The organism is Streptomyces durmitorensis (assembly GCF_023498005.1).
Classification (GTDB): domain Bacteria; phylum Actinomycetota; class Actinomycetes; order Streptomycetales; family Streptomycetaceae; genus Streptomyces; species Streptomyces durmitorensis.
In genome coordinates this window covers 678,191-697,628 of the sequence record NZ_CP097289.1, presented here as the reverse complement: position 1 = coordinate 697,628, position 19,438 = coordinate 678,191, and the positions used below count along the sequence as shown (strand labels likewise).

Annotated in this window: 18 protein-coding genes; 7 read left to right on the top strand and 11 right to left on the bottom strand. The window is 70.4% G+C overall.

What is annotated here, in order from left to right:
* Positions 1 to 196: 196 nt before the first annotated feature.
* Entirely contained in the window at positions 197 to 895 is a 699-nt protein-coding gene (locus M4V62_RS02990; RefSeq protein WP_249585627.1) for a class I SAM-dependent methyltransferase, read from the bottom strand.
* 83 nt (positions 896 to 978) lie between these two features.
* Between M4V62_RS02990 and M4V62_RS02985 the strand changes: the two genes are divergently transcribed.
* Entirely contained in the window at positions 979 to 1,617 is a 639-nt protein-coding gene (locus M4V62_RS02985; RefSeq protein WP_249585626.1) for a helix-turn-helix domain-containing protein, read from the top strand.
* Positions 1,618 to 1,621: 4 nt separating this feature from the next.
* Here the strand turns inward: M4V62_RS02985 and M4V62_RS02980 are convergent, their stop codons facing one another.
* Positions 1,622 to 3,679: a phosphocholine-specific phospholipase C gene (locus M4V62_RS02980; protein WP_249585625.1), complete on the bottom strand. Its 2,058-nt coding sequence runs from the start codon at positions 3,677 to 3,679 to the stop codon at positions 1,622 to 1,624.
* Positions 3,680 to 3,921: 242 nt separating this feature from the next.
* Between M4V62_RS02980 and M4V62_RS02975 the strand changes: the two genes are divergently transcribed.
* Complete coding sequence (locus M4V62_RS02975) at positions 3,922 to 5,091, top strand: damage-control phosphatase ARMT1 family protein (protein WP_249585624.1); 1,170 nt, start codon at positions 3,922 to 3,924, stop codon at positions 5,089 to 5,091.
* Between the two features lie 345 nt (positions 5,092 to 5,436).
* On the top strand, positions 5,437 to 7,098 hold the full coding sequence (locus M4V62_RS02970) for an ABC-F family ATP-binding cassette domain-containing protein (RefSeq protein WP_249585623.1): 1,662 nt from the start codon (positions 5,437 to 5,439) through the stop codon (positions 7,096 to 7,098).
* An 8-nt stretch (positions 7,099 to 7,106) separates the two neighbouring features.
* Here the strand turns inward: M4V62_RS02970 and M4V62_RS02965 are convergent, their stop codons facing one another.
* The 4 genes from M4V62_RS02965 to M4V62_RS02950 all read right to left on the bottom strand — a co-directional run bounded on the left by M4V62_RS02965 (position 7,107) and on the right by M4V62_RS02950 (position 11,012).
* Positions 7,107 to 8,324 carry a DUF6545 domain-containing protein gene (locus tag M4V62_RS02965; protein ID WP_249585622.1) on the bottom strand — a complete coding sequence of 406 codons (1,218 nt, stop codon included), beginning with the start codon at positions 8,322 to 8,324 and terminating at the stop codon, positions 7,107 to 7,109.
* Positions 8,324 to 8,929: an ImmA/IrrE family metallo-endopeptidase gene (locus tag M4V62_RS02960; RefSeq protein WP_249585621.1), complete on the bottom strand. Its 606-nt coding sequence runs from the start codon at positions 8,927 to 8,929 to the stop codon at positions 8,324 to 8,326. The genes M4V62_RS02965 and M4V62_RS02960 overlap by 1 nt, the downstream gene beginning before the upstream one ends.
* An 87-nt stretch (positions 8,930 to 9,016) precedes the next feature.
* On the bottom strand, positions 9,017 to 10,243 hold the full coding sequence (locus tag M4V62_RS02955; protein WP_249585620.1) for a cytochrome P450 family protein: 1,227 nt from the start codon (positions 10,241 to 10,243) through the stop codon (positions 9,017 to 9,019).
* The gene (locus M4V62_RS02950; RefSeq protein ID WP_249585619.1) at positions 10,236 to 11,012 is read right to left on the bottom strand and encodes a cytochrome P450 family protein; all 777 of its coding nucleotides are present in this window, start codon (positions 11,010 to 11,012) and stop codon (positions 10,236 to 10,238) included. Before M4V62_RS02950 ends, M4V62_RS02955 begins: the two co-directional genes overlap by 8 nt.
* Before the next feature lie 302 nt (positions 11,013 to 11,314).
* Between M4V62_RS02950 and M4V62_RS02945 the strand changes: the two genes are divergently transcribed.
* From M4V62_RS02945 to M4V62_RS02935, 3 genes are all read left to right on the top strand, one after another.
* Entirely contained in the window at positions 11,315 to 12,046 is a 732-nt protein-coding gene (locus M4V62_RS02945) for a helix-turn-helix domain-containing protein (protein WP_249585618.1), read from the top strand.
* A gap of 200 nt (positions 12,047 to 12,246) precedes the next feature.
* Positions 12,247 to 13,539: a hypothetical protein gene (locus M4V62_RS02940; RefSeq protein ID WP_249585617.1), complete on the top strand. Its 1,293-nt coding sequence runs from the start codon at positions 12,247 to 12,249 to the stop codon at positions 13,537 to 13,539.
* Between the two features lie 101 nt (positions 13,540 to 13,640).
* Positions 13,641 to 14,237: a hypothetical protein gene (locus M4V62_RS02935; RefSeq protein ID WP_249585616.1), complete on the top strand. Its 597-nt coding sequence runs from the start codon at positions 13,641 to 13,643 to the stop codon at positions 14,235 to 14,237.
* A gap of 66 nt (positions 14,238 to 14,303) precedes the next feature.
* On the opposite strand, the gene M4V62_RS02930 is transcribed toward M4V62_RS02935, so the two are convergent.
* The 4 genes from M4V62_RS02930 to M4V62_RS02915 all read right to left on the bottom strand — a co-directional run bounded on the left by M4V62_RS02930 (position 14,304) and on the right by M4V62_RS02915 (position 17,991).
* Positions 14,304 to 14,873: a DoxX family protein gene (locus tag M4V62_RS02930; protein ID WP_249585615.1), complete on the bottom strand. Its 570-nt coding sequence runs from the start codon at positions 14,871 to 14,873 to the stop codon at positions 14,304 to 14,306.
* Between the two features lie 112 nt (positions 14,874 to 14,985).
* Positions 14,986 to 15,291 carry a hypothetical protein gene (locus tag M4V62_RS02925; protein WP_249585614.1) on the bottom strand — a complete coding sequence of 102 codons (306 nt, stop codon included), beginning with the start codon at positions 15,289 to 15,291 and terminating at the stop codon, positions 14,986 to 14,988.
* 180 nt (positions 15,292 to 15,471) lie between these two features.
* Positions 15,472 to 17,031, bottom strand: a complete 1,560-nt coding sequence (locus tag M4V62_RS02920) for an alpha/beta hydrolase (RefSeq protein ID WP_249585613.1) — start codon at positions 17,029 to 17,031, stop codon at positions 15,472 to 15,474.
* 96 nt (positions 17,032 to 17,127) lie between these two features.
* Positions 17,128 to 17,991, bottom strand: coding sequence for a helix-turn-helix domain-containing protein (locus M4V62_RS02915; protein WP_249585612.1), 864 nt, complete (start codon positions 17,989 to 17,991; stop codon positions 17,128 to 17,130).
* 122 nt (positions 17,992 to 18,113) lie between these two features.
* Here M4V62_RS02915 and M4V62_RS02910 point away from each other — a divergent pair, with 122 nt between their 5' ends.
* On the top strand, positions 18,114 to 18,488 hold the full coding sequence (locus M4V62_RS02910) for a cupin domain-containing protein (RefSeq protein WP_249585611.1): 375 nt from the start codon (positions 18,114 to 18,116) through the stop codon (positions 18,486 to 18,488).
* A gap of 58 nt (positions 18,489 to 18,546) precedes the next feature.
* On the opposite strand, the gene M4V62_RS02905 is transcribed toward M4V62_RS02910, so the two are convergent.
* Positions 18,547 to 19,386, bottom strand: coding sequence for an NAD(P)H-binding protein (locus M4V62_RS02905; RefSeq protein WP_249585610.1), 840 nt, complete (start codon positions 19,384 to 19,386; stop codon positions 18,547 to 18,549).
* Positions 19,387 to 19,438 lie beyond the last annotated feature (52 nt).

Below are 19,438 nucleotides of genomic sequence, written 5' to 3'. Positions count from 1 at the left end.
GCGGACAGGGTCTGGATGCCCAGGAAAATGCGGTAGTTGGGGTTGGTCCATAAGCCGGGAGGCGGATCGGACCGGTCTCCACCGTCTCCACCGGCATCCGATGCCGCGCCGTCGGACGCGTCACGCGTGGACATGATCCGCCTCCCTCACGATGGCCGCAGCGATTGGACCACGGGCCGATCGTGTTGTCGGGCGGTCAGTCCTTCGGGGTGCGGCGCCGTGCCTTGACGGTGTAGTTGGTGCGCGTGGAGGGCTGCCCGTCGGGGTCCGTCAGGGGGTGCTCATGGGTGTCGCAGACGAGGACGTCCCACTGGTCGGCCGCCAGGTCGAGAGAGGCCAGGACCTTCTGGGGGGTGGGGAAGTCCACGCCGGGGTGCGGCTCGGTCTCCCAGGCCGGGAAGCCCATGTGGCCGACGATCAGGAGGGTGCCGCCCGGCGCGACGGCCGCGGCGGCGCCCCGCAGGATCTGCTCGCGCGGCATCTCGTGCAGGGAGTGCAGGAACTGGGCACAGGCCAGGTCGTAGCTCCCGGCGGGGAAGGACGTGCCGAGGTCGTGGCGCTGCCAGTCGACCCGGTCGGCGACCTGCGCCTGGGCCGCGTGCTCGGCCGCGCGGCCCAGGGCTACGCGGGAGATGTCGGTCGCGGTGACGCGCCAGCCCTGCCGCGCGAGCCAGATCGCGTCGCCCCCCTCTCCGCAGCCCAGGTCCAGGGCGCTGCCCGGCGTCAGACCTTCGGTCTCGCGGACGAGTGCGGCATTGGGTTCGCCGCTCCACAGACGGCCGCTCTGGTTGTAGCGCTCGTCCCAGAACGCTTCGGCCGTGTCGGCGGCGGCCGAGGAGGTCGGGCCGGTGGGGCCGGTGGGGGCGGTGTGGGCGTGGGTGTGCTGGTCGCTCATGTGGGCTCCTTCTGCTCTCTGGCAACCCTGCGCGCGGCCGCCGCGGCTTGACAAAGATATTTGCCGCATCGGCAAATGGAGGGATGAGCGACGAGGCCGAACTCACGGATGTGCTGACCGCCGTCGGACCGCGGCTGCGGGCACTGCGGAAGGCGCGGGGCGCCACACTGGCCCGGCTGAGCGAGGAGACGGGCATCTCCCTGAGCACGCTCTCGCGCCTTGAGGCGGGGCAGCGCGAGCCGACCCTGAAGCTCCTGCTGCCCCTTGCCAAGGCGTACGGCGTCCCGCTCGACGAGCTGGTCGGCGCGCCCCAGACCGGCGACCCGCGCATCCACCCGAGGCCGTTCATGCGCCACGGAAACACCTGGGTCCCCCTGACGCGCCACCTCGGCGGCATGCACGCCTACAAGCAGGTCATGCCGGTCGCCAAGAGGAGCGGCGGCAAGACCGCACGCCCCGAGCAGGGCATGCACGAGGGCTACGAGTGGCTCTACGTCCTCTCCGGCCGCCTGCTGCTCGCCCTCGGCGAACACGACCTCGTCCTCACGGCGGGCGAGGCCGCCGAGTTCGACACCCGCACACCCCACGGCTTCGCCAATGCCGGTGACATCCCCGTGGAATTCCTCGCCCTGTACGGGGCACAGGGCGAGCGCATGCACGTACGGGTCAGGCCGGCCGGCGAAGGCCGAAGCGAGGGCGAAAGCGAGGGCGACGGGGAGTGAGCGGTCAGGCGGTGCGCAGCGCCGGGTCGCTGGTGCCTGCCTCGCCCGTCTCCACGTGTCCGGCGAACCTGCGCAGGTAGGCGCTGTCGCTGTCGGACCGTACGCGCAGGTCGTACCAGCGCTTGCTGTGGCCGAGGTCGACCCAGCGGGTCTGCCGGCCGCCCGCGGCGACGGTGAGCTCGGTGCTCTTGCCGCCGTACGCGTTGGTGACGGTGAGGTGGCAGGCGGTCCTGGCGGGGTTGGTGAAGGTGAGCTTGCGGCGGCCGGTGCACTTGTCGTGGTGGCCGGTGACTTCCGGGCTCGCGGTCGCGGCCGTGCCCTCGTAGGTCCGCAAGTAGCCGCCTGGGCCGTGCACGCTCAGCTCGTACGCCCCTTCGGAGGGGCCGGTGCTCCAGGTGTCGGAGATCTTCTTGCCGGCCGCGGCGGTGTAGGTCCAGGGCCCGTCGTCGCGGTTGCCGGAGGTGACCAGGAAGCAGGCCCCGGTTTCGTCACCGGGGGTGAAAGTGAGCTTGATGCTCGCGTCGGAGGGTTTGACGGCAGCGGTGACGAGGGGCGCGTAGGGGAGGGGCCGGGTGGGCCGCGCGCCCTTCTCCTGCTTGGGCAGGGCCGGTGCGGCCGGCGGCGAAGGGGTGTAGCTGTCGTGCCGTTCGTTGTCCGGCGGCTCATAGGCGTCGGTGCTCGGCAGGGGCGCGGGCTTGGTGTGTTTGAGGCCGAAGTCGAAGGCCGACGTGAGGTCGCCGCAGATGGCGCGGCGCCAGGGGGAGATGTGCGGTTCGTGGACGCCGAAACGGCGCTCCATGAACTGGATGACGGAGGTGTGGTCGAAGACCTCGGAGCAGACGTAGCCGCCGGTCGACCACGGCGAGACGACGAGGGTGGGGACCCGCATGCCGAGCCCGTAAGGGCCCGCGCTGTAATCGCTGTCGCCCGGGAAGAAGTCGAGCCCGGTGTCGACGGTGGACGCGCCCCACGAGGAGTCGGCAGGCGGGTAGGGCGGCGGGACGTGGTCGAAGTAGCCGTCGTTCTCGTCGTAGGTGATGAAAAGGGCTGTCTTGCTCCACACCTCGGGGTTGGACGTCAGTGCGTCCAGGACCTGTGAGATGTACCAGGCGCCGTAATTCGCGGGCCAGTTGGGATGCTCGCAGAACGCTTCCGGAGCGGCGATCCAGGAGATCTTCGGGAGTTTGCCCGCCTTGACGTCCGCACGGAGGTCATCGAGAAGATGGCCGCTCTCCTTGACGTTCGTCCCCTTGCACGCCTTCTCGTACAGGGCGTCGCCGGGACGGGCGTTGCGGAACTTGTTGAAGAACATCAGGGAGTTGTCGGCGTAGTTGCCGCGGTAGGCGTCCTCCAGGCAGCCCCACAGCCCGTCCTCGGTGAGTCCGTCGCCGGTGTCCTGATAGATCTTCCACGACACCCCGGCCTTCTCCAGGCGCTCGGGATAGGTGGTCCAGTCGTAACCGGCCTCTTCGTTTCCGAGGACCGGTCCGCCGCCCTTGCCGTCATTGCCGGCGTGCCCGGAGTAGAGGTAATAGCGGTTGGGGTCGGTCGCGCCCATGAAGGACGAGTGGTACGAGTCGCAGACCGTGAAGGCGTCCGCCAGCGCGTAGTGGAACGGTATGTCTTCCCTGGTCAGATGGGCCATGGTCCCGGAGGTCTTGGCCGCGATCCAGTCGTCGTACTTGCCCTTGTTCCAGGCCTGGTGACCGGTTTCCCAGTCGTGGCTCAGCCCGGCGATGAACTGCATTCCCAGATCGTCGGCGTCCGGGTGGTAGGGCAGGACTTCCTCGCCGCCACCGGACTGGTGCCATACGGATTTGCCGCTCTCCAGCATGAACGGGCGGGGGTCGCCGAATCCCCGTACGCCGCCCAGCGTGCCGAAATAGTGGTCGAAGGAGCGGTTCTCCTGCATGAGCACCACGATGTGCTCGACGTCGTCGATCGACCCCGACCGGGCGGCGGCCGGGATATCGGCGGCGCGCATGATGCTGGCGGACAGAGCCGCGACGCCTGCGGTGCCACCCGCGGCCTGGAGGAAGCGTCGGCGGTTGAATGCGGGCATGTAGCTGTACCTCTGAAACGTGGGGGATAGAGGGCCGGTCACCGTAGTCAGGCCCGCCCTTGAGACGTCAAATGGTGAGAAGAAAAAGTGAAGGAGCGGGGACATTTCATCTTCGGAGGCAACGGGGCGGGCCTCCGGGACGTCGGCCGGTCGACACTGCCCGGCGGGTGAGACCCTTTGGCTGGCTCTTCGCGACAGCGGTTGAGTACCGAATGAGCACCGGACCGAAGGATCTGCACGCCATGCCAGAAGCAGTCGAAGCGCCCGTCATCCTGAGCAACGCGCCCGGTTCCTTCCCCCGGAGCGTGCTCGCCGAGCGGCATCCCGCGCTCATCAAGAAGGTGCGCGACGCCTTCCCCTACGGCCCGCGCCAGCACCGCGCCCTCGACGCCCTGCTGACACAGGCCACTCAGGGAGTGATCGAACCGCTGGGCCCCGACGCGCACGACCGTCAGCTGTGGGAGGCCTGGGGGAGTGAGTACGTCGGTCTGTCCTGGTTCGACGCGCCCTTCCTGTGGGCCGAGAGCTACTTCTACCGCCAACTCCTCACGGCTGTCGGGTACTTCGAGGCAGGGCCCTGGCAGGGCATCGATCCGTTCCGCCCGTTCAAGCAGGCGGAGCTGCACACCGAAGAGGCCGACGAGGAGCTGGCCGCCCTCGATGGGCTGACCCTGCGCCCCCTCGGCGAGCAGCGTCAGGCGCTGCTCCTCGGTTCGCTGTGGGGCAACCGCGCGGACCTGGGTTTCGCCGTGGGCGGCGGCGCGGCCGGGGCCGCCGACTCGCGCCTCGTCGCCGACGACTCCGCGCTGCTGTGGTCCCTGCTGCCCGAGGGTGGCGCGGCCACGCTGTGCCTGGTCGCGGACAACGCAGGGCGAGAGCTCCTGCCCGACCTCATCCTCGTCGACCACCTCCTGCGGCACCGGCGCGCCGAGCGGGTCGTGCTGCACGTCAAGCCCTACCCGTACTACGTCTCGGACGCCATGACCGCCGACGTGATCGACTGCCTGCGCCGCCTGACTGGCGCGCGGGGCGCCGCGGCCGAGGTGGGTGAGCGCCTGTGGTCGGCCATGGGTACCGGGCAGCTCACCGTCCGTGGCCACACCTTCTCCTGCGCCCCGCTGCCGTACGCCGACATGCCCGACGACCTGCGCCAGGAGTTCGCAGAGGCCGACGTGACCGTCATGAAGGGCGACCTGAACTACCGGCGCCTTGTCGGCGATCAACTGTGGCCCGCCACCACGCCGTTCGAGGAGCGCACCGCGTACTTCCCCGGCCCGGTGGCCGCCCTGCGCACGCTGAAGTCCGACGTGATCGTCGGACTCGACGAGCGGACCGAGGCGGCCCTCGTCGCCGAGCACGGCCAGGGGTGGCGCACCAGCGGCACCCACGCCCTGATCCAGGCGCGGCGGTGACCTCAGGGCCTTCAGGGGCTTTCAGGAGCCTCAGGAGGTGACTTAAGGCTTTGCCATTCGCTCCCGCGGTCGTTATCGTTTCAAACGGTCCTGTTGTCTCCGATAGAGGTGGACGTTGCGCATCTGAGGTTCGCGATCATCGCGCCGTACGGCCCTCGCCGTACGCCCGTCACGCCGCAGCCGGCCTTGCCGTGCCGCCCGTGACCCCGCGTGGATGCGACCTCGGTGCATGAGCCGTCCCTCGATCTTCCGGACCGCCGCACCTGTCTCCCTCTCGGTCGGTCGCCGCGTGGTGCTCGCATACGACGCCCCCTGCCCACCGCGCCCGCGACTGCGAGAGTCACCATGTCTGTACCCACCACGCCCAGCGCCTCCCTCACCTGTTCCGCCCTGTCGTTCCAGTGGCCGGACGGCACGAGCGTCTTCGACGGGCTGTCCGTCAGCATCGGACGCGGCCGCACCGGACTCGTCGGCACCAACGGCGCGGGCAAGTCCACCCTGCTGCGCCTGCTCGCCGGTCAACTGCGCCCGTCCCAGGGCTCGGTGACCGTCGGCGGCAGCCTCGCCTACCTGCCGCAGAACATCACCCTCGACACGACCCTCCGCGTCGACCAGGCCCTCGGCATCGCCGAGCGGCGTGACGCGCTGCGCGCCATCGAGTCCGGAGACGTGCGCGAGCAGCACTTCGAGACGATCGGCGACGACTGGGACGTCGAGGAGCGAGCCCTGGCCACGCTGGGCTCGCTCGGGCTCGGCGACGTCGAACTCGACCGCACCGTGGGCCAGTTGTCCGGCGGAGAGACCGTTCTGCTGCGCCTGGCCGCACTGCTCCTGGAACGTCCGGACGTGCTGCTCCTCGACGAGCCGACCAACAACCTCGACCTGTTCGCGCGGCGCCGGCTCTACGAGGCCGTCGACTCCTGGCGCACCGGTGTCCTGGTCGTCGTCAGCCACGACCTCGACCTGCTCGAGCGCGTGGACCGCATCGCCGAACTGCGCGCCGGATCCGTGAGCTGGTACGGCGGCGGCTGGTCCGCCTACGAGGAGGCCCTTGCCACCGAGCAGGAGGCGGCCGGACGGATGCTGCGGGCAGCCGAGGCCGACGTACGACGCCAGAAGCGCGAACTGGAGGAGACCCAGGTCAAGGTGGCCCGCCGCCAGCGGCACAGCAAGAAGATGGACGCCCAGCGGCGCGCCCCGCGCATCGTCGCGGGCGAGAAGAAGCGCTCCGCGCAGGAGTCGGGGGACAAGCTCCGGGGCTTGCACGAGGAGCGGCTCAACGAGGCGCGCGAGCGGCGCGAGGAGGCCGCGGACGCGATCCGCAACGACGCCGAGATCCGCGTCAGCCTGCCGCACACCGCGGTGCCCGCGGGCCGCACGGTCCTCACCCTGCGCGAACTGCGGCCCCGGTACGGCATGTTGCGGGAAGGCAGCCTGGAGGTGCGGGGGCCCGAGAGGATCGCCCTCGTCGGGCGCAACGGCGCGGGCAAGACGACGCTCCTGCGCACCCTCACCGGGGATCTTGCCCCGCTGTCCGGCGAGGTCAGGACGCTTGTGCCGGTGCGGTTCCTGCCGCAGCGCCTGGACGTCCTCGACGACGATCTGAGCGTCGCGGCGAACGTCTCACGGCTGTCTCCCGGGCTCACCGACAACCACATCCGCTCCCAGCTCGCGCGCTTCCTGTTCAAGGGCGCGCGCGCCGAACAGCCGGCGGGCACTCTGTCCGGCGGCGAGCGCTTCCGTGCCGCGCTCGCGGCGATGATGCTCGCCGCCCCGGCACCTCAGCTCCTGATGCTGGACGAGCCGACCAACAACCTCGACCTGGCCAGCGTGCGCCAACTGACCGGCGCGCTCGAGTCGTACGAGGGAGCGCTCCTGATCGCCAGCCACGACCTGACGTTCCTGGAGTCGGTCGGCATCACGCGCTGGGTGCTCGTGGCGGACGAGCTCCAGGAGACCACCGCGGAAGAGGTCCGCGACCTCCTCGCGGCACCGCAGGGGGCCTGACGACGCCTTCAGCGGCTGGAGCGAGTGACGGCTTCGAAGACCAGCGGGAGATTCAGGTGCCGTGCCACCAGGACGAGGTGCGCCCGCTCCTCTTCCTCGGGAACCCTGCCGCCGGGCATGGCCTTCAGGCGCGTGTCGTCCGGCAGCGGCGGGCGGCCCTGCCCACGCGCGTGGGCCGCGTGCAGCACGACGGCGGCGGCCTGCGCCGCGACGAGGTCGAAGTCGCGGGGCAGGTCGGACTCCTGGTCCGCGAGACCGGCCACGGCCTGGGCCGGTGCCCCGCTCCACCACGGGCTCAGGACGCGCTCGCCCTCGCGGATCTCGGCGAGCCTGCGGAGCAGTTCCACCCGCCAGTTCCGCCACCAGAACAGTGGCTGCGGGGCGAGGACGAGCTGTCCGTCGTCCTCGCCGAGCCGTGTCGCCACCTTCCACAGCTGTTCCATCGTCCGGCAGTCGCGGCGCTCCGCACGCCGGGAGCTGAACACCAGCCGGGCCAGCGCGAAACTGGCGGCCACGCCGCTGGCGATGGTGGCGAGCCACGCCGCCTCGGCAAGGAAGTCGAGACGGTGCGTGCCCGTGGCGGCGGCCGAGATCACCGCGGTGAGGGTCAGGGCGATGTTGACGATGTCCAGGGCGACGGCGGCCGCGAACGCCTTGAGGCTCTTCTTCAGTGCCAGGTCGAGGTCCGGGCGCCCCGGCATGACGACTCCACGGCACTGCTGCATGGTGACCAACGCGGTGGCGACGATGCCGGCCGAGTAGACGACCTGGAAGGCGACGACCTGCCAGACGTCGGCGTAGGCCGCGGAGTAGCGGAGAGGGCGGGCGGGGCCCTGCACATCGGCCCAGACGTAGAGGACCGCCATCAGGATGACCGCCGTGCCGTACACCGGTGCCCAGATCGCGGCCGTGCGTCGCAGGGCGGTCGGCTCTTTGCGTGCCGGGTGCCAGAGCTGCGTCATCAGGTGGGCGTGGCCGAGGCACAGCAGGGTGGCCGAGTTGACGACGAGCGCCGGAAGGTTGGCGGAGCCCGCGGCCGCTCCCACCGCCCGGTAGACGGCGGGCGTGCAGAGCAGGAAGATCACGCCGCAGTGGATCAGGACCGAGGCCGTCAGCTTGAGGGTGAGGTCAGGATTGCCCCGAGCCGCGTGGGCCTTGGCGCACCCCAGGACGAGGGCGAAGGCGGCGATCGCGAGGTTGACCGTGGTGAGGATCAGGTGCCACATCAGTGGAACCGCCGGTTGGCGAAGGCGGAAGTGAGCGACCCCGCGCCCTTCTTCCCGGTCAGCTGAAGCGCGGCGACCGTCCCGAACGCCTCCGCGCGCCACTCCGCCCTGCGCTCGAACGTCGTACGGAAGAAGACGGGACCGCTCAGCACTTCGTCCACCAACCCTGGTGGCAGCGTGGACAGTTCGCTCTCCAGGGCAACGGAGCCCTGGAAGTGGTGCCCGCTGACGCAGTCGTCCTCCTCGCCCTCCAGGAGGTGGAAGAGTTCGTGGCCCAGGATGAAACGCTGGTGATGCGGGCTGGTGTTGGTGGTGATGACGATGCGGTCCCCGTCCTTCCCCGGCAGGCACATGCCCGTCGCCTGCGGGCTCAGGGAGCGCTGGACGATCTCGATGGGGCGGCCCCGCTTCTTCCCGACGGCCTCGACCAGGTCCATCAGACCGGCGTCGGGCGCCAGCTGGAGTTCCTTGTAGATGAGGCGGGCGGCGCGACGTTCTTCCATGCTCCAGGCGCGGCGTTTGCGCAGGGCCGTCGAGACCCGTCCGGGGATCAGGCGGCCGGGACCGGTGCGGTGCTCGGGCTCGGGGGTGCCGATGGAATGCATGGGGTCAGCCCTCCCGGCGTTCACACTCCCCGTTCGTGACAGGCTGTGTCCGATGGCCTGCGCCGGGACACTATCAGCCCACCTTTGTCACCTCGTCCCGGCCGGGGCTCGGTCCCTCAGCAAGGCCGGCAGCGCTCGGGCCGCGTTGGACGAGTACGAGGCCACCGGCACCGGCTCGCCGACGAGTTCTACGTCGAACCGGCCGTGCAGGGCCCGAAGAGCGGCCGTGCCCATCATCTTCGCCAGCGGAGCCCCGATGCAGTAGTGGATGCCGTGGGAGAACCCGAGGTGGGAGGCGGCGGCCTGTCGGAGGACATCGAACTCCTCGGCTGTCGGGCCGAATTGCCGGGGATCGCGCCCGGTGGCCGCCACATGGATGACCACGGCCTCACCCGCCTTGATCCGGGTGCCCGAGAGGGTCACGTCCTTGGCGGCGTAGTAGAACATCACCGTGCGGACCGGGCTGTCGCGGCGCAGCGTCTCGTCCACGACCGCCGGCCAGGACTCCGACTCGCGTGCCAGGGCGAGCTGTTCGGGATGGCCGACCATGTTGAGCACGGCGTTTCCGATGAGGTTGGCGGTGGTCTCGTGCCCCGCGAAGAGGAACAGGAGCAGCGTCTCCGTCAACTCCTTCTGGCTGAGGCTGCCTTGTCCGTCGGCGTGGGCGGAGATCAGCGCCGACGTCAGATCGTCGCCGGGCGCTGCGGTCTTCTCCGCGATCAGCTCGCCGATCACGGAGACGAGTCCGGCCTTGCCTGCCGGTGCCTCATCGGCGCGGCTCTCGTCGTGCAGCGCCGCGAAGTTGTCGGCCAGCTGCTCGCTCTTGTCCAGGTCGAGCCCGAACAGGCTGCAGATGATGGCCATGGGCAGCGGGAGAGCGAAGGCCTCCCGCAGGTCGACCGGGCCGGCCACGGCCGCCAGGTCGTCGATCAGGCCCCCGACGATCTCCTCGACGCGCGGCCGCAGCGCCTCGATCCGGGGCGGTGTGAAGGCCTTGCCCACCAGCTTGCGCAGCCGGGTGTGGTCGTCGCCGTCCGCGTTCAGCATGCCGGAGAGCGTGATCAGCTCCAGCAGGGGCCAGCTGTCCGGCACCTCGCCGTCGGTGTACGCCTGCCAATGCGCCGGGTTCTTGCGGAAGTCCGGGTGGGTGAGGACCTCGCGCGCCGTGGCGTGGTCCCCGGTGGCCCACACCTCCACGTCACCGGTGAGCCGGACCCGCACCACGGGGCCCTGGTCCCTGAGGCCGCGACCCTCGGCCACGACGAGGTCGCGCGGGTCGAGCAAGGTCACTTGAGGTGGCGTCAGATCAGACACGAGAGGGAACCTCCGAGGCTGGGACCGAGCGGGCGGTCGGGGCGAATCGGACGGGCAGGGCCTCCAGGGCGCGCACGATGACGGACGGGCGCCATGTCAGGGACGCGCCGTCGGCGAGGCGGACGTCGGGCAGCCGCTGCAGCAGGCAGTCGATCGCCGTCACCGTGATCGCCTCCGCCAGGTCGGGGAACGGACACTCGTGTTCCCCCGCGCCGTACCGCAGGTTGGCCTCGCTGTGGGCGGCCATCGCGGCACGTTCGGCGTCCGACCCCATGCACGGGTCCTGATTGACGGCGGCCAGGTCGAGCACGAGCAGGTCGCCCGCCGCGATGTCCTGCTCGCCCAGGCGGGTGTCCCGCGTCGCCCAGCGGCCGATGACGCGCTGCAGCGGAGGCTGCTCCCACAGCGTGGCCCGCATGGCGCCCTCGATGTCGGCGAGGCCGTGGTTCACGTCGTTGCGCATCTTGGCGCTGTTGACCTGCCGCTCAAGGCCGTTCGAGATCCAGTTGCCCATGGCGCCCATGGCTGAGGCCAGGGTGAGCCACGCCTGTTCGGGGATCTCTTCATTGCTGCGGACGATCTCCTCCGCGCTCCGGGCGTCGCTCTCCTCGATGACGTTCATGATCTGCTGGTTGGCCTCCAGCGCCTTGTCCCCGCCGTCGAGAAGGGCGGGCAGGGCCGTCACCAGTTGCAGCGCCGCCTGCTCCGAGAACCCGAAGATCCGCTGCCAGTGCCGGGGGCTCCGGCTGTAGAGCACCCCCTCGCGCATCACCCGCTTCGTCTCCCCGAAGCCGATGACCAGCGGGCAGCCGGCGGTAGGTAAGAGAGTGCTGGCACCAGCGGGAAAATCAGGATATGAAGTCATGACACCGATTTCGTTGTCAATAATCGGGGAACTTCGCAGCGTACGGCTGGCGCGAACTGCCGGGCTGCGGCCCTGATCTGGTCTGTGATCTTCCAGCACCTCGCGACGGGGTGTCAACGATCGGGGAAGCACACAGAGGAGGGCGGCTCGTCAGTGGCTATCCTCACAACAGCCCATCGTGTCCCGTGGCCTTTGGAGACCTACAGGTGAACGCAGACGCCGACCCCAGAGGCGGCGACATCGACCGCCTGCTGGCCGGTACCCACCCGGACGCCCAGCAGGAAGAGGCGCCCCGGGAGTACCTCCTCCGATTCGCCATCGACCGCTTCCTGGTCGATGTCGACGCCTACGCGGGCCGGTTGGGGAAGGCGCGGGGGAATCTGCTGCCTCCCGAGCACGTCTCCTACATGACGGGGATCGCCGCCGAGCGCGCCCAGGCACTGCTGGACGGGGCGCCTCTCACGGAGGAGGAGCCGGCGGAGGTCAAGGAGCGGGAAGGCTTCCGCCTGGCCCTGCTTCTGCCGCGGTTGAGCTTCCTCAGGGCCACGCGACTCAACCCGGCGACCCAGAAGCCGTACAAGGACGCCGACATCGCCGCCAGGACCGGCATCACGCGACAGACGGTCTGGAACATCTTCAACGGCGAGCGCAAGCCGCGGCACGACATGGTCGGCACCCTGGAGAACTTCTTCCACGCTCCTCTCGGGTTCTGCTTCCGCAGTGAGGGCGAGGCGCTGGTCGAGCACCTGAAGCGCATGGTCAACGAGGATCTGCCGAAGCTGGCAACGAAGGTGGCCCTCAAGCGACTCGGGGCCGACAGTCTCGCCCTGCGCAGTACCGGTGAGGTCGACGTGCTGCGTGACATCCTCCCCGCCCTCGACACCCTCGCGCTCCAGGAGCGTGCGCGACGGGCGACGCCGGAATCACGGGACGAGTAGGCGACCGCCCCCTGAGTGCCCCAATTGTTGACAGGCCGTCGGGCCATGCACAAAGATCTACGTGTCCCCAGGCTCGGTAGACCATCCGCACCCGGGGGTGCTTCGGTTCACCCCGTGCCTCCGCGGCCGCCCGCACCCCACAGGGCCCCGCCGAGCACCGCAGAGGTGCTGATCGTCAATCCTTGAGGAGCACATCCGTCATGGCCCTCCAGCCAGTCGCGCCCGCTGCCCTTGAGACCGCATCGCACCCGGACCGCGTGGCGGTGGTCGTGGCTCCCTACGGCGATGACGGCGCGTACGCCGGAGAGTTCACCGCGCGCGGCTGGCCCTGCGTGGCGGTCGAACTGGCCCCCGAGACGCTCCCGCCGGAGCTCGCGGGCTCCACCGTCAGCGGGGAGTACCGCCGCCGGATCGTGCACACCGGATCCCTGCGCGAGACCGTCAAGTTACTGGCTCCCCACCAGGTGGGCGCGGTGGTCGCAGGGAGCGCACTGGGGATCGACCTCGCCGACCAACTGGCCGAGCGGCTGCGGAGCACGGGCAACGACCCCTCCAGCTCACCGCTGCGCCACGACATCGGGCTCCAGGCCGAGACACTGGCGGCCGCCGGCGTGGCGGTCCCGCGCGGCATCCGCACGGCGAGCCTGGCCACCGCGCTCGACTGGGCCGCCTTCTACGACCTGCCGGAGTACGTCGTCGCCGCCGCCGATACGGCCCTCGAGGCTCCCGTCCGGCGGTGCCGGTCGGGCTACGACCTCGCCGTGGCCTGGCGTGCGATGCGCCGGACCGCCCATCAGCACGGCCTCGACCCGCACTTGGTCCTCCAGGAGCATCTGTCCGGTGCCGTTTACCACCTCGACACCGTCACCGGAAGCGGACCCTTCGGCGCGGTTCAGCACCGCGTCACCCGCGTCTGGGCCGAGACCCGGGCCCCCTCCGGACTGCACGACCGGTCGGATCTGGTCGACCCGCGCGGTCACGCGCCCCGCGTCCTGACCCTCTACATGCAGCGGGTCCTTGACATCCTCGGGGTGACCACGGGCGCACTCCGCAGCCGACTCGTGGTCGTGCACGGACAAGGTCCGGTCCTGGTGCGCGCCGAGTCCGGGCCGCCGATGGACGCCGCCGACCGCGTCCTGCGCGAGCTGACCGGGAGCAACCTCGTACAGGACGCGGTACAGGCCGTGCTTCCCGAGTGCCCCCAGGCTGCGACACGTCCCTCGCCCCGGCCGCACGTCGCACGCGTGTCCCTGATCGCTCCGCAGGACGGAGCGCTCGACGAGGAGTTGCTGCGTACGGTCACGACGCTCCCCACCGTCCGGCAGGCCGTGGGCGCCTTGCGCCCCGGCGCCAGGGTGCGACGCACCGTGGACAGGGCCAGCTCCCCGGGCGAGCTGGTCCTGGCCGCCGACAGCCGCAAGGACGTCGACAGAGACCACCGGGCCATCAGGTCGGCCGAACGCAGAGGCCTCTACCGAGGAACGGCCGCCTGACCCGCGCCCACCGCTGCCGTACGCGGAGCACCCCAACTCCTGCTCCCCCCAAGCCCCCCACACGTGCCGGGAACAGCCCGGCCATCGACCAGGAGGTCACCTTGTTCCACCGCAACACCGCACTGCGCCTCGCCGTACCGACCGCCGTGCTCGCCCTGGCCCTGACGGCCTGTGGCGGCGGCGACTCGAAGTCGGAGGGCTCCGATGACAAGCCCAAGGACGGCGCCGCCAGCTCCCAGCCCAAGGAGGAGAAGCTGGCCGCCGGCGCGAGCACCACGGGGAAGGTGGAGGAGGACGGGGCCGCCGTCACCTACGACGTCGCCGCCCAGAAGGTCGACCTGGGCACGGCAGCCGACGCCAAGAAGCTGGTCCAGGATCCCGAGGACGCCAAGGGCCTGGTCCCCGCGGTCGCCCACATCAAGTTCACGCACAAGGGCGGTGCCCCGCTCACCGACACCCCCGACGTCGCGGACACCACGGAGGTCTGGGCGGACGGCACCCGCGGCGGACTGCTCATCGGCGCCGCGGAGGACGCGCAGGGCTGCGAGGACCCGCTGGACCTCGAGGGCTGGAAGAAGGGTGAGAGTCACGTCCTGTGCGAGACCTACCTGGTTCCCGAGTCCGCGAAGAACCTGGAAGTGCACTGGGCGGAGAAGGACGACGCCAAGCCCGCCATCTGGAGCCTGCCCGCCGAGTGAGGCGAGCGCGGGCCACGGCGCACGGCGCCGTGGCCCGCCCGGAAGCAACCGCCCAGTGCCATCCGGTCAGTCGTGCAGGGCCACCAGGACGACGGCGGCCGAGACGGCGCCCAGTGCCACGGCGGCGATGCCGTGGGAGAGGCGGTGGGTGCGCGGGACGGGCAGGAAGTGGTCGACGGCGTACCTGCCGGGTCCTGCTAGCGCCAGGCTCACGGCCGCCGTGAGCAGAACCAGGTCGTACTCGATGCCGGCGGGGTTGAAGAAGCCGTTGCCCCACTTCATGGCGATGGCGTTGAGCATGATGCCGACGATGCCCGCCCCGGCGAGCGGCGTGAGCAGGCCGATGGCCAGACCCAGGCCGCAGAACGTCTCGGTGAGACCGGCGACCGTGGCCATGGCCTTCGGGGCGGAGTAGCCGTCGCTCGCGAAGAACCCCGCGGTGCTGTCGAGGCCTGCGCCGTTGAACCAGCCGAACAGCTTCTGGGTGCCGTGGACGGCCATGGTCAGGCCGACTGCGCAGCGCAGCAGCAGGAGCCCGATGTCCATGCCGGACTGCGCGGAGGCGAGCGGGGAGCCGGTGCCGCCCGGAACCGCGGTGTGCGTGCCGGTGGAACTGGTGGAAGAGGAAAAGGGCATGCGAATCTCTCCAGTTGATCGATGCGATGCGATGCGATCGCTGTGATCGGTGAATGTGGTGTGGCGGTGCCGATCGGTCTCGTCGGCGTGGGTGCGGGTGGAGAGATCCCGTCTACGTTCTGATGACCTGGGTTCTGTAGAGGTCGACGGACGTCGCGTCCGGGGGCGAGGCTCCGGGCAGCGCGGGCACGTCGTCCCGTGGCTCGTACGACGCGGGTGCCGCCCCGAAGACAGGTGAGGTGGTCCGCTCGGGAGCGGGCAACGCCTCGCGCGGAGTCCTGTTCTGGCCCTCGTGACAGCCGCGGCCGCCGACTCGGTCATCGGTGGCCGACGCGGTGGCCGACGCGGTGACCGACGCGAGGGCGGTGCCCGACGGCCCGTCGACCCCGAGCAAGGGGATGAGGAAGAGGAAGGCCATGGCCAGGAGGACAGTGCACACCGCACTGCCCTGAGGTCGCCTCTCCCGTATCGCCATGTCCGACTGATGGTAGGCCAGGGTCGGCGGCGGGCGCAGGAGGAGATTGAGGCACCTGACATGACACCCGCCGCGAACGGCTCGGTTCTTCCGCCGCTCCCGCACCCAGCCGCGGATCGAGAGTCAGCGCCGCGCACACGTCATGTCGTGGGCGGGAAGGTCTCCCGTGCGCAGATAGTCGTTGACCGCGCGGTCGGCGCAGGGGACAGGGCGGTGGCCTTCGAGGGCGCGCCCGTAGACACCGTGGGAGCGGATGTCCGCGGTGACGAGGCGTGAGCCGGTGAGCTTGCGGTGCAGGGCCAGGGCTCCGGAGTAGGGGACGTTGTTGTCGTGCCGGGCCTGAAGCATCAGGACGGTTACGTCGTTGGCGATCTCCGTGCCCGGTTCGCGGGGCTCGGTGGCCCAGAACGCACACGGGGCGATCATGCCGTTGACGTACGGTCCGAACACGGGCTGGGTGGTGCGGCTGCGCACACTGTTCTTCCAGTACGTCTCCGGATCCTTCGGCCAACCGCCCGCGGGCCAGCCGCCGTCGCCGCACATGAAGAGCGCCCCGCCCACCATGCTGTCCGCGAGATCGGGCGAGGCGAGGAGCTCCAGCATGGCCGCGAGCTCGGGACCGGGCTCGACCGGCTTGCCCGCCGCGGCGTCGACCAGGTCCCGCACGATCGCGGCCAGCACCGGATCGTTCTCCGCGTGCTGGATGGGCTGCTTCAACAGCAGCCGCAGGACAGGGGCGTTGAGACGCTGACCGTCGACGCCGATCGGCTGACGCTCGGCCTGCGTGAGCAAGTGCTCCACACGCGACCGGACTTGGGTGGCCGTGCGGCCGAGGCGGTAGGTGCCGTGGTGCCGGGCGGTCCAGGCGGCCCACTCGTCGAGTGCTTCCTCGGCCGGTTGGCCTGAGCTCTGGAACAGTTCGTACTGCGTGGCCGACGGGTCAGTGGAGGAGTCGATGACCATGCGGTCGGTGCGCCGGGGGAACATCTGGGTGTAGACGGCGCCCAGATCGGCGCCGTAGGAGATGCCGTAGTAGGAGAGCTTCCGCTCGCCCATGGCGGCTCGGATCACGTCCATGTCCCGGGCCACATTGCGGGAGGAGGCGTGCGGCAGCAGTTGCGCGTTGTCACCGTGTTCCTGGCAGCGCAGCGCCGTGTTCCGCGCGTCCCGCACCGATGCGTCGAAGTCCGCACGGGGTGAGGTCGAGGGTGCGGGCGGGGTCGGCGGCCCGGCCGGTGCGCAGGCGAGCGGGGAACTCTCGCCGAGGAACCGCGGGTCGAATCCGATGAGGTCGTAGCCGTCGGCCACCTGCTTCAACGCGGGCCGCAGCGCCAGGGTGTGGGCAAGACCGCTGCCGCCGGGGCCACCGGGGTTGGAGAGCAGGATGCCGCGCCGGTGGGACGTGGACTTGGCCTTGATGCGCGAGACCGCGATCTGGAGGGTGCGGCCGCCGGGGGCGGAGTAGTCGAGGGGAACGGTCACCTTCGCGCACTGCGCCCCCGCGGCGTTCAGCTCCGTCTGCGCCTTCGAGCAGGGGCCCCAGGTGAGTCGCTGACGCTCGTAGGCCGACATGGGGTGAGCCAGCTGAGGGGCCTTGGACGGGGTGGCCGCCGAAGGCACGGCTCCGGCGAGCAGCCCGGCCAGGCTCAGACCGACCACGAGTGAGAGGGTGACGCCGCGCATCGTGCTCCTTGGGTTCGACCGGCTCAAGAGCTAGCCGGCCCGAGAACAAGTGGACGGAACTGACGCTAGAAGCAGGGGCGGTGACAGAACATCAGGTCACCTGGTCGATGGATACGGGGGCTGTCCCCCGCCCCGTCCAAAGCGTCCGGGCGTCGTGCCCACATGGCGTGTGAAGTGCCGGTTCAGATGGGCCTGGTCGTGGAACCCGACGGCGGTCGCGACCTCGGCGGGGCGTTGGCCGCCGAGCAGGAGGCGGCGCGCCCGGTCGATGCGCTTGCCGGTGAGGTAGGCATGCGGCGGCAGGCCGTAGGTCTGCCTGAAGCAGCGGATCAGGTGGGTGGGGTGCGCGTGCAGGACAGTGGCTGCCTGTTGCAGCGAGAGACCGGTGACGGTCCGGGAGTCCAGGAGCTCGCGCAGTGCGGCCGCGAGACGGTCGGCGTCCAGGCCCGGTGTGCGGGGCCGCAGCGCGTCGAGGTGGACGTGGAGGCGTTCGCGGACGAAGGACAGGCGCGACTCGGCTTCGAACTCGTCTCCCCTGTGCCCGAGGGAAGCGTGCAGTTGGTGGATCCGATGGCGCAGCAAGGGGTCGTCGAGGACGGGACCGCCCACCGCGCGACCGGCCAGCCGCTGGGGGAGCACGGAGTCATCGAGGTAGAGCACGCGTTTTTGGAAGCCCGCCGGGGTGACCGTCCGCCCGTCGTGCGGTACGCCGGGAGGCAGCAACAGAACACTGGCCGTGCCGGTCGCGTCATGGCGGCGGCGGTCGAGCGCGAAGTCGACCGCCCCGTCGTCGAGGATCATCAGGTCCCACGTGTCGTGGGTGTGGGCCGGATACGCGTGGTCGGTGAAGCGCGCGTGGAAGACCTCGGCGATCCCCGGGACCGACGGTCGCCAGGCGCTGATCGACGTACGGGACCCTGACGTGTGCGGGCTTGACGTGCGGGGTCGCTCTCCGGTCATGCCAGGAACGTACAAGACCGGCGGAGTCCGGGCGCGGCAGGCTCATGGCATCAGCCGGACAGCCGGAGGACTCGACAGGCCGAGGAGTCCTCCGGCCGCCGGCCATGAGGAAGGAATGCCCCATGCCCAGGAAGCCCGTACCCGTCAACATCGCCGAAAAGCTCGCGGGATTCAGCGAGTTGTGGTCGCAGAAGACGGTGGCCGTCCTCAACGACTACGAGGTCAAGCTGGCCAAACTGCACGGGGAGTTCGTCTGGCACAGCCACGAGGACACCGATGAACTGTTCCTGGTGATCAGCGGGCGGCTGACCATCCAGCTCAGGGACGGCGATGTGGTCCTGGATCCGGGGGAGTTGTTCGTGGTTCCCCGTGGGGTCGAGCACTGCCCGCTGGCGGACGAGGAGACCGCCATCCTGCTCTTCGAGCCGACGGGGACGATGAACACCGGTGACGCCGGAGGGCCGATGACGAAGGCAGCCGAGCTCGTCTCCTCGTGAGGGCTTGTACGTGCTGACTTCGCCTAAGACTCCGGTGTCCGCGCCCCTGAGTCGTGGCTCAGCGGAATGCGGTGATGTTCCGGGAGACCCAGTCGCTGAAGGGGCGCGGGGCGCGGCCGAGGACTCGTTCCACGTCCGGGCTGATCCGTAGTTCGGCCGGGATCGGCGCGGCGATGATGTCCAGGGTGTCGTCGGCGAGCTCCGCCGGTACGAAGCGGGTCATCGCGGCCCTGGCCTCGTCTCGGGTGAGTTCGTGGAACCGCACCGGCGAGCTGAGCGCGGCGGCGATCACCTCTGCTTGCTGACGCGGCGTGATCACCTCCGGCCCGGTCAGCTCGTACACCCCGCCGGTGTGCCGGTCGTCCACCAGGCAGGCCGCCGCGACCTCGGCGATGTCGGCCGGGTCGATGACCGGCACCCCCACGTCACCGAAGGGCGCGGCGACCGTCCCCTGCGTGCGGACGGACTCCGCCCAGCCCAAGGCGTTGGAGGCGAAACCGCCCGGACGCAGGACGGCCCAGTCCAGAGCCGACTCCCGCAACGCGTCCTCCACCGCGCGCATCGCGACCCGGGACGGGCCGAGGGGTCTGGTCGCCACGCCCTGCGAGGACAGCAGGACGACCCGGCGGACCCCACTGGCCGCGGCCAGGCCGATGATGTCGGCCGGCCTGGCTTCGGGAGCGTGCAGGTCGCCGGAGAGGAGGAGGAACAGCGCCTTCGCCCCGTCCAACGCGGGCCCCAGGCCTGCGGGCTCGGCCAGGTCGGCCGTCACATGACGGACGCCGTCCGGCATCGCCACCGCGCGCCGCGACACCGCTGTCACCTGCTCGCCCGCCTCGGTCAGGGCCTGCGTCAAAGGCATGCCCACATTTCCGGTAGCCCCGGTCACCACGATCATGTTCAGCTCCAAGTCCGTTGTTCGCTACGGAAATCGACGCTAGGAGCCGGGG

Excerpts from the sequence above, each read along its gene's own strand:
- M4V62_RS02910 (WP_249585611.1), top strand. The coding sequence starts at position 18,114 with ATGCCCAGGAAGCCCGTACCCGTCAACATCGCCGAAAAGCTCGCGGGA.
- M4V62_RS02980 (WP_249585625.1), bottom strand. The coding sequence starts at position 3,679 with ATGCCCGCATTCAACCGCCGACGCTTCCTCCAGGCCGCGGGTGGCACC.
- M4V62_RS02990 (WP_249585627.1), bottom strand. The coding sequence starts at position 895 with ATGAGCGACCAGCACACCCACGCCCACACCGCCCCCACCGGCCCCACC.
- M4V62_RS02960 (WP_249585621.1), bottom strand. The coding sequence starts at position 8,929 with ATGCATTCCATCGGCACCCCCGAGCCCGAGCACCGCACCGGTCCCGGC.
- M4V62_RS02985 (WP_249585626.1), top strand. The coding sequence starts at position 979 with ATGAGCGACGAGGCCGAACTCACGGATGTGCTGACCGCCGTCGGACCG.
- M4V62_RS02930 (WP_249585615.1), bottom strand. The coding sequence starts at position 14,873 with ATGCCCTTTTCCTCTTCCACCAGTTCCACCGGCACGCACACCGCGGTT.
- M4V62_RS02940 (WP_249585617.1), top strand. The coding sequence starts at position 12,247 with ATGGCCCTCCAGCCAGTCGCGCCCGCTGCCCTTGAGACCGCATCGCAC.
- M4V62_RS02975 (WP_249585624.1), top strand. The coding sequence starts at position 3,922 with ATGCCAGAAGCAGTCGAAGCGCCCGTCATCCTGAGCAACGCGCCCGGT.
- M4V62_RS02925 (WP_249585614.1), bottom strand. The coding sequence starts at position 15,291 with ATGGCCTTCCTCTTCCTCATCCCCTTGCTCGGGGTCGACGGGCCGTCG.
- M4V62_RS02950 (WP_249585619.1), bottom strand. The coding sequence starts at position 11,012 with ATGCGCGAGGGGGTGCTCTACAGCCGGAGCCCCCGGCACTGGCAGCGG.
- M4V62_RS02915 (WP_249585612.1), bottom strand. The coding sequence starts at position 17,991 with ATGACCGGAGAGCGACCCCGCACGTCAAGCCCGCACACGTCAGGGTCC.
- M4V62_RS02970 (WP_249585623.1), top strand. The coding sequence starts at position 5,437 with ATGTCTGTACCCACCACGCCCAGCGCCTCCCTCACCTGTTCCGCCCTG.
- M4V62_RS02920 (WP_249585613.1), bottom strand. The coding sequence starts at position 17,031 with ATGCGCGGCGTCACCCTCTCACTCGTGGTCGGTCTGAGCCTGGCCGGG.
- M4V62_RS02905 (WP_249585610.1), bottom strand. The coding sequence starts at position 19,386 with ATGATCGTGGTGACCGGGGCTACCGGAAATGTGGGCATGCCTTTGACG.
- M4V62_RS02965 (WP_249585622.1), bottom strand. The coding sequence starts at position 8,324 with ATGTGGCACCTGATCCTCACCACGGTCAACCTCGCGATCGCCGCCTTC.